The organism is Pseudomonas sp. I8001 (assembly GCF_013385345.1).
Lineage (GTDB): Bacteria > Pseudomonadota > Gammaproteobacteria > Pseudomonadales > Pseudomonadaceae > Aquipseudomonas.
Window position 1 is genome coordinate 478,008 of record NZ_JACAQC010000007.1, and the last position, 18,123, is coordinate 496,130.

The following is an 18,123-nucleotide window of genomic DNA, read 5'->3' on the forward strand; positions in this document are numbered from 1 at the left end:
AATTCGATTGAACGGGGCCTTTTCTATGTACTCGGTCTAAAAATGTGGGAGCGGGCTTGCTCGCGAAAGCGGCGGGTCAGTCGACACATATATCAACTGACAAGCCGTATTCGCGAGCAAGCCCGCTCCCACATGGATCTTCTAAACGCCGAACTGCTCGCGATAAGCCTTGACCGCCGGCAAATGCTGCTTGAGCTGCGGGTCATCTTCCAGGAACTGCAACACCTGGTTCAGGGACACGATGCTCACCACTGGAATCGCGAAATCACGTTCCACTTCCTGGATCGCCGACAATTCACCGTTGCCGCGCTCCTGGCGGTTCAGCGCGATCAACACGCCGGCCGCCTTGGCGCCGTCCTGGGAAGCGATGATCTGCATCACTTCGCGAATCGCCGTACCGGCAGTGATCACGTCGTCGATGATCAGCACGTCGCCCTTGAGCGGCGCACCCACGAGGCTACCGCCTTCGCCGTGGGCCTTGGCTTCTTTGCGGTTGAAGCACCAAGGCAGATCCAGCTCGTGATGTTCAGCCAACGCCACGGCGGTCGCGGCCGCCAGGGGGATGCCTTTGTAGGCAGGGCCGAACAGCACGTCGAAGGAAATGCCGCTTTCAACGATGGCGGCCGCATAGAAACGACCCAGCTGCGCCAGGGCAGAACCCGAGTTGAAAAGGCCGGCATTGAAGAAGTAAGGGCTGGTGCGCCCGGACTTCAAAGTGAACTCACCGAAGCGCAATACGCCGCGATCGATGGCAAAACGAATGAAATCGCGTTGATACGCCTGCATGAAAAAAGCCTCAGATACCACGGATTTAGCTAATTAGGTAGACGGCGTGTATCATACACGCACGCGATTTTTGGGGCCATTTATGCGGATCATCAGTGTGAACGTCAATGGTATTCAGGCTGCAGTCGAGCGTGGTTTGCTCAGTTGGCTGCAAGCCCAGAATGCCGACGTCATCTGCCTGCAGGACACCCGCGCCTCCGCCTTTGAACTGGACGACCCAGCCTTCCAACTGGATGGCTACTTCCTTTATGCCTGTGATGCCGAAGTTCCCGCCCAAGGCGGCGTGGCTTTGTATTCGCGGTTGCAACCCAAGGCGGTCATCAGCGGCCTCGGCTTCGAGACAGCCGACCGCTACGGGCGCTACCTGCAAGCCGATTTCGATAAGGTCAGCATTGCGACCTTGCTGCTTCCATCAGGGCAGAATGGCGATGAAGACTTGAACCAGAAGTTCAAGCTAATGGACGACTTCGCCCGTTATCTGGATAAACAGCGACGCAAACGTCGCGAGTACATTTACTGTGGCTCGCTGTACGTGGCGCAACAGAAGCTGGATATCAAGAACTGGCGCGACAGCCAGCAATCCCCGGGCTTCCTGGCGCCGGAACGGGCCTGGATGGACGAGATTGTCGGCAACATGGGCTATGTCGATGCCCTGCGGGAAGTCAGCCGCGAAGGCGACCAGTACAGCTGGTGGCCGGATAACGAACAGGCCGAGATGCTCAACCTCGGCTGGCGTTTTGACTACCAGCTGCTGACGCCAGGCTTGCGTCGCTTCGTGCGCAGCGCACGTCTGCCACGCCAGCCGCGCTTCTCGCAGCACGCGCCGCTGATCGTGGACTACGACTGGACCTTGACCATCTAAAGTCTTTTTCCAGGCACAAAAAAACCGACATCGCTGTCGGTTTTTTTGTGGGCGGTGGTTATTTGATCAACCGCAATGTCCACGGATAACGATAAGCCACGCCCTTGTTGGCCTTGATGCCCGCAATGATCGTCATCACCACCGCGCCGATCACCAGCACGGTCATCAACACAAAGCCGATCACGATAAAACCCAGCAGGAAGCAGACCGCCCAGGCAATGCCCACGGTGATCTGGAAATTCAGCGCTTCCTTGCCCTGGTCATCAATGAACGGGTCTGCATCCTTCTTCACCTGCCAGAGAATCAAGGGCCCCAGCAGGCTGCCGAACGGGAACATCAGCCCGAAGAACGCCGCAAAATGACAGAGCATCGCCCACTGGCGAACTTCCTTGGACGGTGTCGGCAGTGGAAGTTGGCTGTCACTCATGGCGTCGCTCCTTGGGATTGAATCAGTCGGCCAATGCGGCGTTCTGCAGTTCGAAGATTTCGGTCATGCCCTTCTGGGCCAGGGCCAGCATGGCATTCAGGTCCGCCGGCTGGAATGGCGCGCCTTCGGCGGTGCCCTGCACTTCGATGAAACCACCGGTGCTGGTCATCACCACGTTCAGGTCGGTCTCGGCAGCCGAATCTTCAAGATAGTCCAGATCCAGCACTGGCTCGCCCTGATACATGCCGACCGATACAGCCGCGATCATCTGCTTGAGCGGATCGCCGCCTTTCAGGCCACCACGTTTCTTGATGACCTTGAGCGCGTCGACCAGGGCAACCATGGCCCCGGTGATGGAGGCAGTACGGGTGCCACCGTCGGCCTGGATCACGTCGCAGTCGACGTACAGGGTCACGTCGCCCAGCTTGGACATGTCCAGGGCTGCACGCAGGGAGCGACCGATCAGGCGCTGGATTTCCAGGGTGCGGCCGCCTTGCTTGCCACGGCTGGCTTCACGCTGGTTACGCTCGCCGGTGGCGCGCGGCAGCATGCCGTATTCGGCGGTCAACCAACCTTGGCCCTGGCCCTTGAGGAAACGCGGCACGCCGTTTTCGACGCTGACGGTGCAGATAACCTTGGTATCGCCAAACTCGACCAGTACAGATCCCTCGGCGTGTTTGGTGTAGTTGCGGGTGATGCGGATCGAGCGGAGCTGATCGGCAGCGCGACCACTTGGACGTTTCATAGGGGATACCTGTACGGAGGACGAAAAACTGCCGAGCATTATAGAGCCGCCAGCCCTGATCGGCACGGCTAAAAAATCCTGTTACAAACCCGGGCACCGAAGCCACTGTTTGGGGCCACCCGTCCCCTTGAGCTACAATCCTGCGCCTTCGCAGCCTGTCGGCTTCAATCTACCCATCAGCCCGCCTGTTTGCGGGACTGCATCGCGAGGTACCTCCATGGTGCACAGCATGACCGCCTTCGCCCGCGTCGAAAAAGCCGGCGTCCAAGGCACCCTGAGCTGGGAATTGCGCTCGGTCAACAGCCGCTACCTGGAGCCGCACCTGCGCCTGCCGGAATCGTTTCGCGACCTCGAAGGCGCGGTTCGTGAGGCACTGCGCCAGGGCATCTCCCGCGGCAAGCTGGAATGCACCCTGCGCTTTACCGAGGAAACCACCGGCAAGCCGTTGCAGGTGGATCGCGAGCGCGCCGCCCAATTGGTCGCCGCCGCCGAAACCATCGCCGGCCTGATCAAGCAGCCTGCCGCCATCAACCCGCTGGAAGTCCTGGCCTGGCCCGGCGTGCTGGTGGCCGACGCCACTGACCCACAGGCGTTGAACGCCGAGGCGCTGGCCCTGTTCAACCAGGGCTTGAAAGAACTCAAGGCCGGCCGCGAGCGTGAAGGGGCCGAACTGGCCCGCCTGATCAGCGACCGCCTGACCTCCATTGAAGAAGACGTGGTGACCCTGCGCGAACTGGTGCCGCAGATGCTTGCCACCCAGCGCCAGAAGGTCCTGGACCGCTTCGCCGACATGCAGGCCGAACTGGATCCGGTGCGTCTGGAGCAGGAGATGGTCCTGCTGGCACAAAAGAGCGACGTTGCCGAAGAGCTCGACCGCCTGAGCACCCACATCCTGGAAGTGCGCCGCGTGCTCAAGTCCGCCGGTGCCGCCGGTCGGCGCCTGGACTTCCTGATGCAGGAACTCAACCGCGAAGCCAATACACTGGGCTCCAAAGCCTTTGATCCGCGCAGCACCCAGGCTGCGGTCAACCTCAAAGTGTTGATCGAGCAAATGCGCGAACAAGTACAGAATATCGAGTAAGGCACCCTGACATGACCCACAGCACCGGCACCCTTTACATCATTTCTGCCCCATCGGGCGCGGGCAAAAGCAGCCTGGTCAAGGCCCTGACCGACGCTGACGAGCAGATCCGCATCTCGGTGTCCCACACCACCCGCGCCATGCGCCCGGGTGAAGTGAACGGCGTGCACTACCACTTCGTCGAGCGCACCGAGTTCGTCAAGATGATCGAGCACGGTGATTTCCTGGAGCGCGCCGAGGTCTTCGGCAACCTCTACGGCACCTCGCAAAGCCACCTGCAGCAGACCCTGGACGAAGGCCACGACCTGATCCTGGAAATCGACTGGCAGGGCGCCGAGCAAGTGCGCCAGCTGATGCCCAAAGCTCGCTCGATCTTCATCCTGCCGCCTTCGCTGGAAGCGTTGCACCAGCGCCTGACCAATCGTGGCCAGGACAGCGACGAGATCATCGAAGGTCGCATGCGTGAAGCCGTCAGTGAAATGAGCCACTACGTCGACTACGACTACCTGATCATCAACGACGATTTCGCTCACGCGCTGGACGATCTGAAAGCGATTTTCCGCGCCAATCAGCTCCAGCAAAAGCGTCAGCAGCAGCGTTTCGGCAAATTATTGGCCGAACTGCTCGGCTGATTGGCTCTTCCCAAAACCGCTGCAGGGGCTTTACATTGGCACTTGTAGCGCGTTTGCGATGGCCTGCGAAAAATCAGCGCTTCCCTAAACGCTGGTGATTTTTTAAACTGTTCAGTCCGCTCGCCCAACCGGGCAGCGCGCATATTGCATTCGCTCCGAGGAATACCATGGCCCGCGTAACCGTTGAAGACTGCCTAGAACACGTGGATAACCGCTTTGAGCTGGTCATGCTCTCTACCAAGCGTGCCCGTCAACTGGCCACTGGCGGCAAAGAGCCCCTGGTCCAGTGGGAAAACGACAAGCCTACCGTTGTAGCCCTGCGTGAAATCGCTGAAGGCCTGATGAGCTACGAGTTCATCGCCAACGCCGAAATCGTTGAAGACGAACCGCTGTTTGCAGCGTTCGAGGACGAGTCCAACGAGGCCGTCTAAGCCTATGCCTGGTCGACGTAGCACGGCGCGGGGTCACAGCCAACGGCAGGAGTTAATACTTTGCCGAGCATAGACGCCCTCGCCGATCGCTTATCGACCTACCTCGGCCCAGACCAGGTCAACCTGGTCCGCCGAGCGTATTTCTACGCCGAACAAGCCCACGACGGCCAACGCCGCCGCAGTGGCGAGGCGTATGTCACGCATCCTCTTGCCGTGGCCAATATTCTTGCCGACATGCACATGGACCATCAGAGCCTGATGGCCGCGATGCTGCATGACGTGATCGAAGACACCGGCATTGCCAAGGAAGCGCTCAGTGCGCAATTTGGCGAAACCGTGGCCGAACTGGTCGACGGGGTCAGCAAACTGACCCAGATGAACTTCGAGACCAAGGCCGAAGCCCAGGCGGAAAACTTCCAGAAGATGGCCATGGCCATGGCCCGGGACATCCGGGTGATCCTGGTCAAGCTGGCCGACCGGCTGCACAACATGCGCACGCTGGAAGTGCTGTCCGGTGAAAAACGCCGGCGCATCGCCAAGGAAACCCTGGAAATCTACGCGCCCATCGCCAACCGGCTGGGCATGCACGCCATTCGTATCGAGTTCGAAGACCTCGGCTTCAAGGCCATGCACCCGATGCGTTCCGCGCGCATCTACCAGGCAGTGAAACGCGCCCGGGGCAATCGCAAGGAAATCGTCAACAAGATCGAAGAATCCCTGAGCCATTGCCTGGCGATCGATGAGATCGAGGGCGAAGTCAGCGGCCGGCAGAAACACATCTACGGCATCTACAAGAAGATGCGCGGCAAGCGCCGGGCCTTCAACGAGATCATGGACGTGTACGCGTTCCGGATCATCGTCGACAAGGTCGATACCTGCTACCGCGTGCTGGGTGCTGTACATAATTTGTACAAGCCCCTGCCCGGACGCTTCAAGGATTACATCGCGATTCCCAAGGCCAACGGCTACCAGTCGCTGCATACCACGCTGTTCGGTATGCACGGGGTGCCGATCGAGATCCAGATCCGTACCCGCGAAATGGAAGAGATGGCCAACAACGGCATCGCCGCCCATTGGCTGTACAAATCCACCGGCGACGAGCAGCCAAAAGGCACCCATGCCCGCGCCCGCCAGTGGGTCAAGGGCGTGCTGGAAATGCAGCAACGTGCCGGCAACTCCCTGGAATTTATCGAAAGCGTGAAGATCGACCTGTTCCCGGACGAGGTCTACGTGTTCACGCCCAAAGGCCGGATCATGGAGCTGCCAAAAGGCTCCACGGCGGTCGACTTTGCTTACGCGGTGCACACCGACGTGGGTAACAGCTGCATAGCCTGTCGGATCAATCGTCGACTGGCCCCGCTGTCGGAACCGCTGCAAAGCGGCTCCACGGTGGAGATCGTCAGCGCACCGGGCGCGCGCCCGAACCCGGCCTGGCTCAACTTTGTGGTCACCGGCAAGGCTCGCACCCACATCCGTCACGCCCTGAAACTGCAACGCCGTTCCGAGTCCATCAGCCTGGGCGAACGCCTGCTGAACAAGGTGCTCAACGGCTTCGACAGCTCCCTGGACAAGATCCCGGCCGAACGCGTGCAGGCGATGTTGCACGAGTACCGCCAGGAACTGATCGAAGACTTGCTGGAAGACATCGGCCTGGGCAACCGCATGGCCTATGTGGTCGCGCGCCGCCTGCTGGGCGAAGGCGAACAGTTGCCAAGCCCCGAAGGCCCGCTGGCGATTCGCGGCACCGAAGGCCTGGTGCTCAGCTACGCCAAGTGCTGCACGCCGATCCCGGGCGACCCGATTGTCGGCCACTTGTCCGCCGGCAAAGGCATGGTGGTGCACCTGGACAACTGCCGCAATATCAGTGAAATCCGCCACAACCCCGAGAAATGCATCCAGCTTTCGTGGGCAAAGGATGTCACTGGCGAATTCAACGTCGAGCTGCGGGTCGAGCTGGAACACCAGCGCGGCCTGATCGCCCTGCTGGCCAGCAGCGTGAACGCGGCCGACGGCAATATCGAGAAAATCAGCATGGACGAACGCGATGGCCGCATCAGCGTGGTCCAACTGGTGGTCAGCGTGCACGATCGCGTGCACCTGGCCCGCGTGATCAAGAAACTGCGCGCCCTGACCGGGGTCATCCGCATCACCCGCATGCGCGCCTAGCCCATCCATTACAAGGAGTCATTCATGACCAAGACTGTTATCACCAGCGACAAGGCACCAGCAGCAATCGGTACTTATTCCCAGGCGATCAAGGCGGGCAATACCGTCTACATGTCCGGCCAGATTCCACTGGACCCAAAAACCATGGAGCTGGTTGAAGGCTTTGAAGCCCAGACCATCCAGGTCTTCGAAAACCTGAAGTCGGTTGCCGAAGCTGCGGGCGGTTCGTTCAAGGACATCGTCAAACTGAACATCTTCCTCACCGACCTGAGCCACTTCGCCAAGGTCAACGAGATCATGGGCAAGTACTTCGAACAGCCGTACCCAGCCCGCGCCGCCATCGGCGTTGCCGCCCTGCCAAAGGGCGCGCAGGTTGAGATGGACGCCATTCTGGTCATCGAGTAAAACATCCGGCGCAGCGCTTCCACGGGAAGGCTGCGCCGAATTGGTTCTTGGAAGGATTTCGTAATGCGCAAAGCGCTCGTTGCCTCTTCGTTGCTCGCCCTGTTGCTCGGCGGCTGCGCCAGCAATCCCGCCGACCTGGATGTGAGCGGCACCTGGATCAACCAGGCCGCCATCGACGCGGCAGCCAAGGGCGGCCCTTTGCGTGAAGCCCTGCAGAGCTATGGTCCGAACCTCGAATGGGAGGTGAACACCAAAGCGTCCCAGGCCCGCTACTACAACGGTTTTGAAGTAGCTGAAGGCAAATTGCTGGGTGAAAAATCCGGCGCCTGGAGTGTCGATTTCTACGGCAGTTCCGCCACTGAACTCAAGCGCAAAGGCAAACAACTGCTGCAAGGGGCCAATGATAACGAGCCCGAGCAACTGTTCGCCCGTGCCAAGGATCCAGCCCCCGAAGGCGCGCCACTGGGTGCCAACTTCGAACGCACCCTGTACGCCGCCTACATGGGCGGCACCTGGAAAATCAGCAGCGGCACTGGCGAAGGCGCCACCGTACAGTTCCAGGCCAATGGCCAGGTGACCGGCTTGCCCGGCGCCGATCAGTACTCGCTGTGCCTGGCGGGCGATTGCGCCTCCATGAGCGGCGGCTACGACAGTATCTGGCTACAGTTGAACGGCCAGGGCAACCCGTGGATCTTTGCGCGCAAGGGCAAGCAAATGGAGATCTTCCAGGCGATCAACACCGCCCAGGCCGACGAGGTACCCTCGTTTACCCCCGGGCCACGACAGTGGTTGCTGGAAAAACAGTGACGCAAAAAAGGAGCCCTCAGGCTCCTTTTTCTTCACGCCGCGATCAACCCTCCAGGATCGCCGCATACCCTTCGCGATAACTCGGATAACGCGGCACCCAGCCCAACGCCTTGGCCCGGGCGTTGCTGCACTGCTTGCTACCGGCGCGTCGCACGCTGGCGTTCTCGGCCCATTCGGTCACGCCAAGGTACTCGCGCAACCAGGCAACCACCTCGGCCAGCGGGGCCGGAGCATCGTCGACGCCGATGTAGCACTTATCCAGCACACCGCCCTGCTCCACGTGCTGCAGCAAAAACGCCAGCAAACCCGCCGCGTCATCCGCGTGAATCCGGTTGCCATATAAAGGCGGATCAATCGCCACGCGATAGCCCTGGCGCACTTGGCTCAACAACCACTCCCGACCTGGACCATAAATCCCGGTAAGGCGCACGACACTGGCGGGAATGCCGCTATCCAACGCCACTTGCTCGGCTTCCAGCATGACTTGGCCGGAATAACCGCCTGCCTTGGTCTCGGAGCTTTCGTCGACCCACTCACCGTTCTGCTGCCCATACACACTGCTGCTGGACACAAACAACAGGTGCTTGGGCTCCTGGCCGTAGTCGTTCAGCCACTCCAGCACATGCCGCAACCCTTGCACGTATGCCGCACGATAACCCGCCTCGTCGTGATCGGTGGCGGCCGCGCAATACACCAGGTAATCCACCCCGCCCACCGGCCAGGTATCGGGACAGTCTTCATTGAACAGGTCGCCGGCAATCCCGATAACGCCCTTGGGAAGGCGCGAAATATCCCGCCGCAGGCCATGAACCTCCCAGCCCTGGGCCAGCAATTGGGTGGCCAGACGGCTACCGACATCGCCGCAACCGGCAATCACCACAGAAGGCGCAGACATCACAAAACTCCGTTCTTAAAGGTCAAGGTTAGCCCCCGCAGATGACCAGCGGCCAGCAAAACGACAAATAAAGTAACTGTATTACTTCTGTTAACAAGAATTACTTGCAATAATAACCGCCCATTTGTCCTCGACCCGTTACGGTCTGGAAGGACGCTCACTCATTTTTTTCTCTCAGGTCCGGCCAGCATGACACGCAATACATCCCCCGCTTCGCCAACCAAGCCTCACAGCCCATCCCGCGCCTGGCGTGCGATTGCTGCAGTGCTGTTCAGCGTCCTGCTGGCACCGACCGCCGCGTTCGCCGACAACACCGCGCCGGCCGCCCCGCCTGCAGCGAGCGCGCCAGCTACAGAGCAAAACGCTCCTGCGCCAGCCGCTGCACCGGCCGCGACCGACCCGGCCCTGGCCGCCGAAGGCGCACCGGCTGACGAATCCGGCGTCGTGCTGGAAGAAGACAACAGCCTGGGCATGGCCCACGACCTGTCGCCGTGGGGCATGTACCAGAACGCTGACATCATCGTGAAGATCGTGATGATCGGCCTGGCCATCGCTTCGATCATCACCTGGACCATCTGGATCGCCAAGGGCTTCGAGCTGCTGGGCGCCAAGCGTCGCCTGCGCACTGAAATCGTCCACCTGAAAAAAGCCACCACCCTGAAAGAAGCCAGCGAAAGCGCGGCGAAGAAGGGCACCCTGGCGCACCTGCTGGTTCACGACGCACTCGAAGAGATGCGCCTGTCTGCCAACACCCGTGAAAAAGAAGGCATCAAGGAACGCGTCAGTTTCCGTCTTGAGCGCCTGGTTGCCGCCTGCGGTCGCAACATGAGCAACGGCACCGGCGTGCTGGCCACCATCGGTTCCACCGCGCCCTTCGTCGGCCTGTTCGGTACCGTATGGGGCATCATGAACAGCTTCATCGGCATCGCCAAAACCCAGACCACCAACCTCGCCGTCGTGGCTCCCGGCATCGCCGAAGCCCTGCTGGCAACCGCACTGGGCCTGGTTGCCGCGATTCCTGCGGTGGTGATCTACAACGTCTTCGCCCGTTCGATCGCCGGCTACAAGGCTCAGGTATCGGACGCTTCGGCAGAAGTCCTGTTGCTGGTCAGCCGTGACCTCGATCACCTGCCTTCCGAGCGCAGCTCGCAACCGCACATGGTGAAAGTGGGGTAATCGGCCATGGGCCTGCATTTGAATCAAGGCGACGACGAGCTCGTCGAGAACCACGAAATCAACGTCACGCCGTTTATCGACGTGATGCTGGTGCTGCTGATCATCTTCATGGTGGCAGCACCGTTGGCCACCGTGGATATCAAGGTCGACCTGCCCGCTTCCAGCGCGAAACCTGCGCCGCGGCCGGAGAAACCGATATTCCTCAGCGTGAAGGCGGACCGGCGTCTGTTCCTGGGCGAAGAAGAAGTCAAATCCGACACCCTGGGCGCGGTGCTCGACGCCAAGACCCAGGGCAAGAAAGACACGACCATCTTCTTCCAGGCCGACAAGGGCGTGGACTACGGCGACCTGATGAGCGTGATGGATGCCCTGCGGGCAGCCGGCTACCTCAAGGTAGGCCTGGTCGGACTTGAGACGGCAGCCAAGAAATGATCACGACGCGCCACAAACTGACGCGTTATGGCACCAGCCTTGCCGTCGTGCTGGGCGTCCACGCCGTCGCGATCATCATCGCGCTCCAGTGGTCGGCGCCACATATGGTCCAGCTGCCTCCGGCCGCCATGGTCATCGACCTGGCACCGATGCCGGCGCCACCACCTCCGGCCCCGCCGAAGGTGATCACGCCGCCACAGCCGCCTGCGCCAGTCGAAGAGCTGCCATTGCCGAAACTGGCCGAGGCACCTAAGCCGACGATCCAGGTGCCAAAGCCGGTCAAGCCCAAGCCAAAACCACAGCCGCCCAAGCCTGTGGAGAAGAAGCCCGATCCGCCCAAGGAAAAACCTTCCGAAGAGCCGCCGAGCGAAACTCCGCAGAACAACGCGCCTACGGAAAAATCCGCCCAGCCACAACCGGGCCCTTCACCGCAGCAGATCGCGGCCAAGGCCACCTGGGAAAGTACCCTGCTGGGCCACCTGCAGAAGTACAAGAAGTACCCGCCGGGCGCCCAGGCGCGTGGCAAGGAAGGCCTGAACCGCCTGCGTTTCGTGGTGGATGCCGATGGCAACGTGCTGTCCTACGAACTGGTGGGCCGCTCCGGCAACGCCGACCTGGACCGCGCCACCCTCGACATGATCCGTCGTGCCCAGCCGCTGCCCAAGCCGCCGGCCGACATGTTGAAAGGCGGGAGCATCGAGATCGTTGCACCATTCGTTTACAACATCGAAAAACGTCGCCGCTAAACCCTACCGTGGGCACTCTCGGGTGCCCACGGCTGTTGCTCCCTCCCCCCGCATCACCGCAACCTGAACCAGACTTGAACGAGTCAACACCTAACTCGATCTTCACTTGTAACACTTAAAGACAACGCTAATTATCCGCGAATAGTTCTCATTAGCGGACATTCGGCATGCCCAACCTTGCCCGGCTGGCTCTCCTCCTACTGGCTTTACCCGTCGCTGCACAGGCGGACCAGCTGGTCACCCTGGTCATTCAGAACCACACCTTCAGCCCCTCGACGTTCGAGGTGCCGGCCGGTGAGCGCTTTCGCATTCAACTCACCAGCCACGATGAAAGCGTCGACGAGTTCGAAAGCTACGACATGAAATTCGAAAAAATCATCGTCCCCGGCAACACCATCACGGTGTTTGCCGGCCCGCTGCATCCCGGCACCTACACCTTCTTCGATGACTACCACCCCGACCAGGCCAAAGGCACGGTCACCGCCGTCGCGGCCAAGGAGTAAGCCATGCTGGCCTGTCTGTTGATCGTGTTTCGAGAAGTGCTGGAAGCCGGGATTGTGGTGGGCATCGTGATGGCCGCCACCCAGGGCCTGGCAAGACGTGGGCTGTTCATTGGCGGCGGAATCGCAGCCGGCGTGCTCGGTGCCGGCATCCTCGCACTATTTACCGGCGCAATTACCCAGGCGCTGCAGGGCTTTGGCCAGGAGATTTTCAACGCAGCCATCCTGGTAGTCGCCGTGGTCATGCTGGGCTGGCACAACTTATGGATGGCCAGTCATGGTCGCGAGCTGGCGACCCAACTGCGCAGCGCCGGCAATTCAGTACTCAAGGGTGAAAAATCACTCTGGGCCCTGGCCGTGGTCATCACCGTGGCCGTGCTGCGCGAAGGCTCGGAAATCGTGCTGTTCCTCTATGGCATCGCCGCCTCCAGCCAGACAGACCCACTGTCGATGTTGGCCGGCGGCGTGCTCGGCATCGTCGCCGGCGCCGCGCTGTCCTGGCTGATGTACCGCGGCCTGGTCGCCATCAGCCTCAAGCGCCTGTTCTCGATTACCGGCTGGATGATCGCCTTGCTTGCCGCCGGCATGGCTGGCCGGGCCGCCGCGATCCTCGCCGGTATCGACCTGATTCCCGCCTGGGGCTACCAGCTCTGGGACACCTCCTGGCTGGTCTCCGATGGCAGCCTCACCGGCCGCGCATTGACCGCGCTGGTGGGCTACACCGACCGACCTCTGGGCGTTCAATTGGTGGCGTGGCTCGTCACCCTCTCGGTCCTGGTGCTGGGTAACCGTTTACTGCATTCACGCCCGACACAATCACATTAACCGCCCCAGGAGCCCCACCATGAAACACCTGCGCAACCCCTTCGCCGCCGCACTGCTGCTCGTCAGCGCCGTGGCCGCTTCCTCCCTCGCCCAAGCCCGCGAATACCCGATTGGCGGACCGGTGCAGATCAATGACATGGAGATCGCCTCCTCGTACCTGGTGGGCATCGAAATGGCGCCCATGCCGCCAGGCATGGTGATGAGCAAGGACTCGGTACACCTTGAGACCGATGTGCACGCCACCGCCGACAACAAATACGGCCTGTCCAACGGTGAGTGGGTGCCCTACCTGACCATCAGCTACTCACTGGTCAAGGAGGGCTCGCCCGACTACAAGGAAATCGGCACGCTGTTGCCGATGGTGGCCAAAGACGGCGCCCACTACGCCAACAACGTGAAAATGGACGGCCCCGGCACCTACACCGTGGTGTTGCGCTATGAAAGCCCACAGATCAAGGGCTTCTTCCACCATGTAGACAAGGAAACCGGCGTGCCTGAATGGTGGGCTCCCTTCACCGAAACCTTCACCTTCAAGTACCCGCAAAAGTGAAATACGGGGCGGCGATACCCGATTAACCGGTGTCGCGGCCCCTACGCTGTCTGATAACGTGCGTCTATCGATTGCAGCCGGTATGCTTGGCCCGCAACCTCATGGACGCCCGCTATGACTCTTACAGAATTACGCTACATCGTTACCCTCGCCCAAGAGCAGCACTTCGGCCACGCGGCCGAGCGTTGCCACGTCAGCCAGCCGACGCTATCGGTGGGTGTGAAGAAGCTTGAAGACGAACTCGGTGTGCTGATTTTCGAGCGCAGCAAAAGCGCTGTGCGCCTGACGCCCGTCGGCGAAGGCATCGTCGCCCAGGCCCAGAAGGTTCTGGAACAGGCCCAAAGCATTCGCGAGCTGGCCCAGGCCGGCAAGAACCAGCTGACCGCCCCGCTGAAAGTCGGCGCCATCTACACCGTCGGCCCGTACCTGTTCCCGCACTTGATTCCGCAACTGCACCGCGTCGCGCCGCAGATGCCGCTGTATATCGAAGAAAACTTCACCCACGTGCTGCGCGACAAACTGCGCAACGGCGAGCTGGACGCGATCATCATCGCCCTGCCGTTCAACGAGGCGGATGTGCTGACCCTGCCGCTCTACGATGAACCGTTCTACGTGCTGATGCCGGCGTCCCACCCATGGACGCAGAAAGACACCATCGACGCGGGCCTGCTCAACGACAAGAGCCTGCTGTTGCTGGGCGAAGGCCATTGCTTCCGCGACCAGGTGCTGGAAGCCTGCCCGACCCTGACCAAGGGCAACGACGGCGCCAAGCACACCACCGTGGAGTCCAGCTCCCTGGAAACCATTCGCCATATGGTCGCCTCCGGACTGGGTATCTCGATCCTGCCGCTGTCGGCGGTCGACAGCCATCACTACGCCCCCGGCGTAATCGCCGTGCGCCCACTGACGCCGCCGGTACCGTTCCGCACCGTGGCGATTGCCTGGCGTGCGAGCTTCCCGCGTCCGAAAGCGATTGAAATCCTCGCCGACTCGATCCGCCTGTGTTCGGTGGCCAAGCCGCCTGCTGCGAGCTAAGTAACGGTATGACTGAGCTGTCGCAGGTATCGGTGACGGCACTCAAGGGTGTCGGGGAGGCCATGGCCGAGAAGTTGGCCAAGGTCGGGCTGGAAAATCTCCAGGACGTGCTGTTCCACCTGCCCCTGCGTTACCAGGACCGCACCCGCGTGGTGCCCATCGGCCACTTGCGCCCTGGGCAGGACGCCGTGGTTGAAGGCACCGTCAGCGGCGCCGACGTGGTCATGGGCAAGCGCCGCAGCTTGGTGGTGCGCCTGCAAGACGGCACCGGCGGCCTGAGCCTGCGCTTCTACCACTTCAGCAACGCCCAGAAGGAAGGCCTCAAGCGTGGTACCCGCGTGCGCTGCTACGGCGAAGCCCGGCCCGGCGCTTCGGGGCTGGAAATCTATCACCCGGAATACCGCGCGATTACCGGCGACGAACCGCCGCCGGTAGACACCACCCTCACGCCAATTTACCCGCTCACCGAGGGCCTGACCCAGCAGCGCTTACGCCAACTGTGCATGCAGACTCTGACGATGCTCGGGCCAAAAAGCCTGCCCGACTGGCTGCCCCAGGAACTGGCGCGCGACTATCAACTGGCGCCGCTGGATGATGCGATCCGCTACCTGCATCACCCACCCGCCGATGCCGACGTCGACGAGTTGGCTCTCGGGCATCACTGGGCCCAGCATCGCCTGGCGTTCGAAGAACTGCTGACCCATCAACTGTCCCAGCAGCGCCTGCGCGAGAGCATGCGTTCGCTGCGCGCGCCGGCCATGCCCAAGGCCAAGCGCCTGCCTGCGCAATACCTGGCCAACCTGGGGTTTGCACCGACGGGCGCCCAGCAACGGGTCGGCAACGAAATTGCCTACGACCTGAGCCAGAAAGAACCGATGCTGCGGCTGATCCAGGGCGACGTGGGCGCGGGTAAAACCGTGGTCGCCGCCCTCGCCGCGTTGCAGGCCCTCGAAGCCGGCTATCAGGTGGCGCTGATGGCGCCCACCGAGATTCTCGCCGAGCAGCACTTCATCACCTTCAAGCGCTGGCTCGAACCGCTGGGCCTGGAAGTCGCGTGGCTGGCCGGCAAGCTCAAGGGCAAGAACCGCGTAGCCGCCCTGGAGCAGATCGCCGCCGGCGCCCCGATGGTGGTGGGCACCCACGCGTTGTTCCAGGACGAAGTGAAGTTCAAGAATCTGGCGCTGGTGATCATCGACGAACAGCACCGCTTCGGTGTGCAGCAGCGCCTGGCCCTGCGCCAGAAAGGCGTGGGCGGCCGCATGAGCCCGCACCAGTTGATCATGACCGCCACACCGATCCCGCGCACCCTGGCCATGAGCGCCTACGCCGACCTCGACACTTCGATCCTCGACGAACTGCCGCCGGGCCGAACGCCGGTCAACACCGTGCTGGTCACCGACACCCGCCGCGTCGAAGTCATCGAACGGGTACGCGGCGCCTGCGCCGAAGGCCGTCAGGCGTATTGGGTGTGCACGCTGATCGAAGAATCCGAAGAGCTGACCTGCCAGGCCGCCGAAACCACCTATGAAGACCTCACCAGCGCCTTGGGTGAACTCAAGGTCGGGCTGATTCACGGTCGCATGAAGCCGGTGGAAAAGGCCGCGGTAATGGCCGAGTTCAAGGCCGGCAACCTGCAATTGCTGGTGGCGACCACGGTGATCGAAGTCGGCGTCGACGTCCCCAACGCCAGCCTGATGATCATCGAGAACCCCGAGCGCCTGGGCCTGGCGCAACTGCACCAATTGCGCGGCCGCGTCGGCCGGGGCAGCGCCGCCAGCCACTGTGTGCTGCTGTACCACCCGCCGCTGTCGCAGATCGGTCGCCAGCGCCTGGGGATCATGCGCGAAACCAACGACGGCTTCGTGATCGCCGAAAAAGACCTCGAACTGCGCGGCCCCGGCGAGATGCTCGGCACCCGCCAGACCGGCCTGCTGCAATTCAAGGTCGCCGACCTGATGCGCGATGCCGACTTGCTGCCCGCCGTGCGCGACGCGGCCCAGGCGTTACTGGAGCGTTGGCCGGAACACGTCAGCCCGCTGCTGGATCGCTGGCTGAGACATGGGCAGCAATACGGCCAAGTGTGACGGCTGACTCACTTAGACAACCCTCACTTGTATCAAGCTGGTTATACTCCAATGACTGTAGGAAATTGGATTCAGGCCATGTCAGAAGTTGCCCTCGCCACAGCTCCACCGACTGCACCCTCGGTGATTCGGACGCTGCTTGCAAAGCTCGCCATCAGCTACACGGAAGTTACCGAACGCCCCGGCCTGAACCCGGCGCAGAAGGTTCAAGCCGTACTGCTCGATGATGCCGTGGGTGCGCTCATGGTGCTGTTTCCACAGAACCAGTTGCTGGACCTTAATCGCCTCGCCGAGCTCACCGGTCGGCGCCTCAAGGCCGTGTCGCCGGAGCGCCTGGAGCGCATGCTCGGCAAGCACAGCCTGAGCCTGCTGCCCGGCCTGCCGCCGCTGACCAGTTCTCCCTGCCTGTACGAAGAAAGCCTGTTGCGTGAGCCGACCGTGCTGGTGCACTCGGGCGAAGCCGGGCTGCTGCTGGAGATTTCCAGCGACGCGTTCAAGAGCATGCTGACCAAGGCCAGCGCCGCGCATTTCGGCGAGCCGCTGAGCAACATCCGGCCAAACCTGGATCGCCCCAACGACGACCGCGAGGAAATCACCCAGGCGATGCAGGCGTTCACCGCCCGCCGTATCCAGCAGCGCCTGGAAGCCACCATCGAAATTCCACCGCTGGCCGATACCGCGCAAAAGATCATCAAGCTGCGGGTCGACCCCAACGCCACCATCGACGACATCACCGGCGTGGTCGAAACCGACCCGGCCCTGGCCGCCCAGGTGGTGAGTTGGGCCGCGTCGCCCTACTACGCCTCGCCGGGCAAGATCCGCTCGGTGGAAGACGCCATCGTGCGCGTGCTGGGCTTTGACCTGGTGATCAACCTCGCACTCGGCCTGGCCCTGGGCAAGACCTTGAGCCTGCCCAAGGACCACCCGCAACAGGCCACGCCGTACTGGCACCAGTCGATCTACACCGCCGCCGTCATCGAAGGCCTGACCCGCGCCATGCCCCGCGCCCAGCGCCCGGAAGCCGGGCTGACGTACCTCGCCGGCCTGCTGCACAATTTCGGCTACCTGTTGCTGGCCCACGTCTTCCCGCCGCACTTCTCACTGATCTGCCGGCACCTGGAGGTCAACCCGCACCTGTGCCACAGCTACATCGAGCAGCATCTGCTGGGCATCAGCCGCGAGCAGATTGGTGCGTGGTTGATGCGCTATTGGGACATGCCGGACGAACTGTCCACCGCCCTGCGCTTCCAGCACGACCCGACCTACGACGGCCAATATGCGGAATACCCGAACCTGGTGTGCCTGGCGGTGCGCTTGCTGCGCAGCCGCGGCATCGGCTCGGGGCCGGATGAATCCATCCCGGACGAACTGCTTGAGCGCCTGGGGCTGACCCGGGACAAGGCAGAGGACGTGGTGAGCAAGGTGCTGGACGCGGAAACGTTGTTGCGCGAGTTGGCTTCGCAGTTCAGTCAGGGATAAATCGGGCGCCTGTTACACCGTATTCGCGAGCAAGCCCGCTCCCACATTCGACCGAGTTC

At 61.9% G+C, this 18,123-nt stretch carries 20 protein-coding genes; 16 read left to right on the plus strand and 4 right to left on the minus strand.

Annotated features, from left to right (window positions below; genetic code table 11):
* Nucleotides 1-141: 141 nt before the first annotated feature.
* Nucleotides 142-786 (minus strand): orotate phosphoribosyltransferase, encoded by a 645-nt coding sequence (gene pyrE, locus HX839_RS06780; RefSeq protein WP_003213276.1) that lies wholly within the window; start codon nucleotides 784-786, stop codon nucleotides 142-144.
* An 82-nt stretch (nucleotides 787-868) separates the two neighbouring features.
* Here pyrE and HX839_RS06785 point away from each other — a divergent pair, with 82 nt between their 5' ends.
* Nucleotides 869-1,648, plus strand: a complete 780-nt coding sequence (locus tag HX839_RS06785) for an exodeoxyribonuclease III (RefSeq protein WP_003176915.1) — start codon at nucleotides 869-871, stop codon at nucleotides 1,646-1,648.
* A 58-nt stretch (nucleotides 1,649-1,706) separates the two neighbouring features.
* Here HX839_RS06785 and HX839_RS06790 read toward each other — a convergent pair whose 3' ends face one another.
* The gene (locus HX839_RS06790; RefSeq protein ID WP_003213278.1) at nucleotides 1,707-2,075 is read right to left on the minus strand and encodes a DUF4870 domain-containing protein; all 369 of its coding nucleotides are present in this window, start codon (nucleotides 2,073-2,075) and stop codon (nucleotides 1,707-1,709) included.
* 22 nt (nucleotides 2,076-2,097) lie between these two features.
* Nucleotides 2,098-2,820 carry a ribonuclease PH gene (gene rph, locus HX839_RS06795; protein WP_003213280.1) on the minus strand — a complete coding sequence of 241 codons (723 nt, stop codon included), beginning with the start codon at nucleotides 2,818-2,820 and terminating at the stop codon, nucleotides 2,098-2,100.
* A 217-nt stretch (nucleotides 2,821-3,037) separates the two neighbouring features.
* Between rph and HX839_RS06800 the strand changes: the two genes are divergently transcribed.
* From HX839_RS06800 to HX839_RS06825, 6 genes are all read left to right on the plus strand, one after another.
* The gene (locus tag HX839_RS06800; RefSeq protein WP_008439430.1) at nucleotides 3,038-3,901 is read left to right on the plus strand and encodes a YicC/YloC family endoribonuclease; all 864 of its coding nucleotides are present in this window, start codon (nucleotides 3,038-3,040) and stop codon (nucleotides 3,899-3,901) included.
* Between the two features lie 11 nt (nucleotides 3,902-3,912).
* A complete protein-coding gene (gene gmk, locus HX839_RS06805) occupies nucleotides 3,913-4,533 on the plus strand; it encodes a guanylate kinase (protein ID WP_003213284.1) in 621 nt (206 codons plus the stop codon).
* A 167-nt stretch (nucleotides 4,534-4,700) separates the two neighbouring features.
* Nucleotides 4,701-4,964, plus strand: a complete 264-nt coding sequence (rpoZ, locus tag HX839_RS06810) for a DNA-directed RNA polymerase subunit omega (RefSeq protein WP_003176920.1) — start codon at nucleotides 4,701-4,703, stop codon at nucleotides 4,962-4,964.
* Between the two features lie 60 nt (nucleotides 4,965-5,024).
* Entirely contained in the window at nucleotides 5,025-7,130 is a 2,106-nt protein-coding gene (spoT, locus tag HX839_RS06815) for a bifunctional GTP diphosphokinase/guanosine-3',5'-bis pyrophosphate 3'-pyrophosphohydrolase (protein WP_008439435.1), read from the plus strand.
* A gap of 24 nt (nucleotides 7,131-7,154) precedes the next feature.
* Nucleotides 7,155-7,535, plus strand: coding sequence for a RidA family protein (locus HX839_RS06820; RefSeq protein ID WP_003213288.1), 381 nt, complete (start codon nucleotides 7,155-7,157; stop codon nucleotides 7,533-7,535).
* Nucleotides 7,536-7,598: 63 nt separating this feature from the next.
* The gene (locus tag HX839_RS06825) at nucleotides 7,599-8,342 is read left to right on the plus strand and encodes a hypothetical protein (RefSeq protein WP_177066880.1); all 744 of its coding nucleotides are present in this window, start codon (nucleotides 7,599-7,601) and stop codon (nucleotides 8,340-8,342) included.
* Nucleotides 8,343-8,385: 43 nt separating this feature from the next.
* Here HX839_RS06825 and HX839_RS06830 read toward each other — a convergent pair whose 3' ends face one another.
* Nucleotides 8,386-9,237, minus strand: coding sequence for an SDR family oxidoreductase (locus tag HX839_RS06830; RefSeq protein ID WP_008439436.1), 852 nt, complete (start codon nucleotides 9,235-9,237; stop codon nucleotides 8,386-8,388).
* Nucleotides 9,238-9,426: 189 nt separating this feature from the next.
* On the opposite strand from HX839_RS06830, the gene exbB reads away from it, so the two are divergent.
* The 9 genes from exbB (at nucleotide 9,427) to HX839_RS06875 (ending at nucleotide 18,064) form a co-directional block, all read left to right on the plus strand.
* Entirely contained in the window at nucleotides 9,427-10,413 is a 987-nt protein-coding gene (exbB, locus tag HX839_RS06835; RefSeq protein WP_087693713.1) for a tonB-system energizer ExbB, read from the plus strand.
* Between the two features lie 6 nt (nucleotides 10,414-10,419).
* Nucleotides 10,420-10,845 (plus strand): TonB system transport protein ExbD, encoded by a 426-nt coding sequence (exbD, locus tag HX839_RS06840; protein ID WP_177066881.1) that lies wholly within the window; start codon nucleotides 10,420-10,422, stop codon nucleotides 10,843-10,845.
* On the plus strand, nucleotides 10,842-11,591 hold the full coding sequence (locus HX839_RS06845; protein ID WP_003213297.1) for an energy transducer TonB: 750 nt from the start codon (nucleotides 10,842-10,844) through the stop codon (nucleotides 11,589-11,591). The genes exbD and HX839_RS06845 overlap by 4 nt, the downstream gene beginning before the upstream one ends.
* A gap of 167 nt (nucleotides 11,592-11,758) precedes the next feature.
* Nucleotides 11,759-12,094 (plus strand): cupredoxin domain-containing protein, encoded by a 336-nt coding sequence (locus HX839_RS06850; protein WP_003213299.1) that lies wholly within the window; start codon nucleotides 11,759-11,761, stop codon nucleotides 12,092-12,094.
* Between the two features lie 3 nt (nucleotides 12,095-12,097).
* Nucleotides 12,098-12,916, plus strand: coding sequence for an FTR1 family protein (locus HX839_RS06855; protein WP_177066882.1), 819 nt, complete (start codon nucleotides 12,098-12,100; stop codon nucleotides 12,914-12,916).
* 19 nt (nucleotides 12,917-12,935) lie between these two features.
* Nucleotides 12,936-13,466, plus strand: coding sequence for an iron transporter (locus tag HX839_RS06860; protein ID WP_087693714.1), 531 nt, complete (start codon nucleotides 12,936-12,938; stop codon nucleotides 13,464-13,466).
* Nucleotides 13,467-13,580: 114 nt separating this feature from the next.
* Nucleotides 13,581-14,501, plus strand: a complete 921-nt coding sequence (locus HX839_RS06865) for a hydrogen peroxide-inducible genes activator (RefSeq protein WP_003213305.1) — start codon at nucleotides 13,581-13,583, stop codon at nucleotides 14,499-14,501.
* Between the two features lie 8 nt (nucleotides 14,502-14,509).
* Complete coding sequence (recG, locus tag HX839_RS06870) at nucleotides 14,510-16,585, plus strand: ATP-dependent DNA helicase RecG (RefSeq protein WP_003213306.1); 2,076 nt, start codon at nucleotides 14,510-14,512, stop codon at nucleotides 16,583-16,585.
* Nucleotides 16,586-16,663: 78 nt separating this feature from the next.
* Complete coding sequence (locus HX839_RS06875; protein ID WP_003213308.1) at nucleotides 16,664-18,064, plus strand: aminoacyl-tRNA deacylase and HDOD domain-containing protein; 1,401 nt, start codon at nucleotides 16,664-16,666, stop codon at nucleotides 18,062-18,064.
* Nucleotides 18,065-18,123: the final 59 nt, after the last annotated feature.